This window comes from Desulforegula conservatrix Mb1Pa (genome assembly GCF_000426225.1).
GTDB lineage: Bacteria > Desulfobacterota > Desulfobacteria > Desulfobacterales > Desulforegulaceae > Desulforegula > Desulforegula conservatrix.
Map to the genome: position 1 here is coordinate 1 of NZ_AUEY01000140.1, position 3,500 is coordinate 3,500.

4 protein-coding genes are annotated in these 3,500 nt (G+C 41.8%); 3 read left to right on the forward strand and 1 reads right to left on the reverse strand.

The genetic code is table 11. The features are described from left to right. Positions 1-411: 411 nt before the first annotated feature. The 3 genes from K245_RS0120955 (at position 412) to K245_RS0120970 (ending at position 2,869) form a co-directional block, all read left to right on the forward strand. Entirely contained in the window at positions 412-1,200 is a 789-nt protein-coding gene (locus K245_RS0120955) for a hypothetical protein (protein ID WP_027360735.1), read from the forward strand. A gap of 16 nt (positions 1,201-1,216) precedes the next feature. Beyond that, on the forward strand, positions 1,217-1,963 hold the full coding sequence (locus K245_RS0120960; protein WP_027360736.1) for a TIGR04219 family outer membrane beta-barrel protein: 747 nt from the start codon (positions 1,217-1,219) through the stop codon (positions 1,961-1,963). 267 nt (positions 1,964-2,230) lie between these two features. After that, the gene (locus K245_RS0120970; protein WP_027360737.1) at positions 2,231-2,869 is read left to right on the forward strand and encodes an MBL fold metallo-hydrolase; all 639 of its coding nucleotides are present in this window, start codon (positions 2,231-2,233) and stop codon (positions 2,867-2,869) included. 17 nt (positions 2,870-2,886) lie between these two features. On the opposite strand, the gene K245_RS0120975 is transcribed toward K245_RS0120970, so the two are convergent. Then, positions 2,887-3,420 (reverse strand): hypothetical protein, encoded by a 534-nt coding sequence (locus K245_RS0120975; RefSeq protein ID WP_156906875.1) that lies wholly within the window; start codon positions 3,418-3,420, stop codon positions 2,887-2,889. Between the last annotated feature and the right edge of the window lie 80 nt (positions 3,421-3,500).

Below are 3,500 nucleotides of genomic sequence, written 5' to 3' on the forward strand. Positions count from 1 at the left end.
GCGGTTCAGTTATTGGAGACTTCTTCTTATTCCAGGATCTGTCAAACTCTGTGAGTCCACCGGCAGAGCCGGGGGTTTACTTATGATTAATTATGTTGCGATGCAATTTCGGATAAGAGTTTTCAAATATGCCATTCAAACAAGCTCTTTAAGCAAAGCGTCATTCAAAAAACAAACATAAAAAGTATATAATTCCAGAAGGTTTTTAAACTATAACCCCGAAAACGTTTTCAGTGCAAGAAGCTTGTATTATCGAGCCATTAAAAACATGCGTTTTTTTAGTATTTTGTTTAACATTGAACTGGAGTATAGAAATACTCAAACAAACCATCAGTGCCCCCTTTTTAGAATGCGGCCTCCTGATTAAAACAGGCCGAATGATCAGCACAAATAAATTCCGGAATTACCACAATGACTCTAAAAGATAACATACTGAAAAAAATAAGAATAAAACTGGCATCACAGCTTGTTGGCGAGTCAATTTTTTCGGCACGGGAACCAAGGCTTGACAAACAAAATGCGATTTTTATTCTTGAGGCCGCCGGATACAAGCACCAGCATCTCAGGGACATAGATATGTATTTCAAAGGGCAGGAGCCTGAAAACAGGCAGGTAATTGTACTTGATGCCGAACTCGCCGCCTATAGAACATCTCCTGAAGATGTCGCCACAAGAAAAAGCCCGACAGTAAAGGAGATGCTGAGCTTAGGAACCATAAAAAAAATACTCTGGGATGAAGGGGCCATTATCGAAAAAAAAATGGCGACCCTCGAAACCATTACAAAAGAGGCTATTGACAGCCTCGACCTTTCGGTCACCAAAATAGAACTGGAAGAAATAATGTATCAGGCAATGGCGTCCCTCGCTGAAAAACATACTGAAGGCATAAGAGAAGGTATTCTGATATTTTCTGAGCTTCTCAAATTTAAATCGCCACAGGTAAAAACAAGCCCTGCAATCTTGATCATGGCTAAAAAAATAAGCGGTGATCCGGTATCAGGGAGCCTGTACGGGCCTGCAATAGCATATAATCACAATTCATTCAAAATATGCTATACAGACAAAGTATACGCTCTCAATGATCCTGAACAAAAAGAGGCTTTTGAAAGATTCGCCAACGAGTGCGAGGCTGCAAGCCTGACTGGGGAAGAAGTTTTTAGAAAGCTTTGTGAGATGGTTAAAATTAAATACAAAATATAAACAAAAGGTCAAAGAAATGAAGAAAACAATTATTTTAAGTATTTTGGGTATTTTACTTTTTGCTTCCAACTCTTTTGCAGGAAACACACTGCTCGTTCAGGCAGCTGCAGGAGGCTGGTATGCTTCAACATCAGGTGAAACAGGTTATAAATCATCATCTGACATCAGCCTTGATGACAATCTGGGCTACGATGAAACAACAACCCTCGAAGGCAGAATAAAAGCATACCTCCCTGTTTTTCCCAATATTTATATAATGGGCGCGGCAGTGAACATGGATGAAAAAGGCGATCAAGCCGGATTTAATTTTGGAGGCTCGACATTCAATGATCCGTTCACATCAGAAATGAATATCAATCAATATGATATGGCTCTTTTCTGGGAAGTTCCCTTCCTCAGCCTTGCAACACTTGGAAACCTTCGGGTTGAAGGAGGATTAAACATGAGGATGATTGATACTGACATGGAGATTAAGGACTCTGTCAAAAAAGTCTCAAAAGACACCCAGACCTGGGTTCCCATGCTTTACGGCGCTGGAGCAATAAGCATCTTCGGAGGATTATCCGTAGAAGCCGAAGCAAGGGTTTCTTCTTACGACAACCAGCAGTGGTTCAGCGGAATAGCAAGAATCAAGCAGGACATCGCCCATATAATGTTCATCTCAGGCGGATACAGATACGACGACATAGATATGGACACCGACGGACTAAGGCTGGATACAGAAATAAAAGGGCCTTTCATTGAATTCGGCGTGTTTCTGTAACCTGTTAAAAGTAAGGTGCTCAAGCCCAAGGGCTTGCGCACCATCAAGTGCCTTGCATGATGAATTTGCATTACTGATTTAAAGATGTCAGACAATATCTCAAAAATCATCAGTCAAAAATCAAAAACCCGGGCCTCCTGCGGGTCGCTTTTTTGAAAAAAAGCTCCGCAAAAAACTTATGGATTTTAGGGAGCTGGATAATTTCTTCCATGATTAATGAACAAAACGCTTTGTTTTAGAATCAAAAACTTACTCTCGGAGACTTAAATGGCTTTAGAAATCAAGCAGATGCTCGTTGGGTCAATGGCAGTATTCTGCTATATTGTTTATGACACTGAAGAAAAAGTTTGCGCCCTTATAGACCCGGCTTTTAACACCAGAAAGATACTTAAAACAGTTCAGGAAATGGGCCTCAAGGTCATATACGTCATAAACACCCATGCCCACCCTGATCATACATCAGGAAACAGGGAAATCATCGAGGCCACAGGCGCAAAACTTCTTATCCATAAAGACGAGGCAAAAAGACTCGGCGGCCTTGTAAGCAAAACAATGTCAAAAATGATGGGCGGAAAATCATCTCCAATAGCTGATATTCTTCTCAAAGATGGTAGCGAAATAACAATAGGCAAGGGAAAGCTTGAAGTCATTCACACACCCGGCCACACATCCGGCGGAATATGCCTTTATTATCCCGGCAACGTCATAACCGGAGATTCTCTTTTTGTCGGAGGAATAGGAAGAACAGACCTGCCCGGCGGCTCCACCGAAGTGCTCCTGAAATCCATCAAAAAACGCCTCCTCACACTACCCGGCGACACAATAGTCTGGCCTGGTCATCATTACGGAGCCAAACCTCATTCCACAATCAAATGGGAAAAGACATCGAACGCGTTTCTTTTCTGAGCCTCAAACAGCAATGATTATTTATTTGAGTCCTGAGACTTTCGCACAACACCCGGAGGGAGTACGGCGATACCCCTCGGGTGATCAACCGTGCCATTGAGGTTTCCCAGGTTTTCCGCACCGGTGCCATCAAGATTTGCCCTGATTATTGTGCTGCTATCCCAGTTGACTATGTACATTTTATTAGTTTTCGGTTCTATGGCTATGTCAACCGGATCATCCATCAATCCATTCAGATCACCGAGATTGACCAGTTCTTTGCCTTCAAGATTGGTGCGGAGAATATTGGGGGTATACTGCTTGCCAGATTTATTCTTGGAATCAACAAACTTCTTCAGATTCTCCCGAGACTGCATCGCTTCCTCAGGAATCCTATTAGAAGTCATCGAATCATCTGAGTCTTGTTTATAGGTAACCCAGTAAATTTTTTCATTTTCGGGATCTATAGCGAATAAAAAACCAGTGCCGTTACTGATGGTTTTTATTTCATTGGTATCCATATTCCCCATGATTACTGAATTATTATACCCAAAATATATTCTGATTACCACTCTGCTTCAGCCATAGAAAGCATGGTTGATGGCATGGGTGGAGTCCTAAGAGCAACATAAATCAGTCTGTGAATCATGGA

What these genes read in the sequence shown, in the direction of transcription:
- K245_RS0120955 (WP_027360735.1), top strand. Translation starts at nt 412, where the DNA reads ATGACTCTAAAAGATAACATACTGAAAAAAATAAGAATAAAACTGGCA.
- K245_RS0120960 (WP_027360736.1), top strand. Translation starts at nt 1,217, where the DNA reads ATGAAGAAAACAATTATTTTAAGTATTTTGGGTATTTTACTTTTTGCT.
- K245_RS0120970 (WP_027360737.1), top strand. Translation starts at nt 2,231, where the DNA reads ATGGCTTTAGAAATCAAGCAGATGCTCGTTGGGTCAATGGCAGTATTC.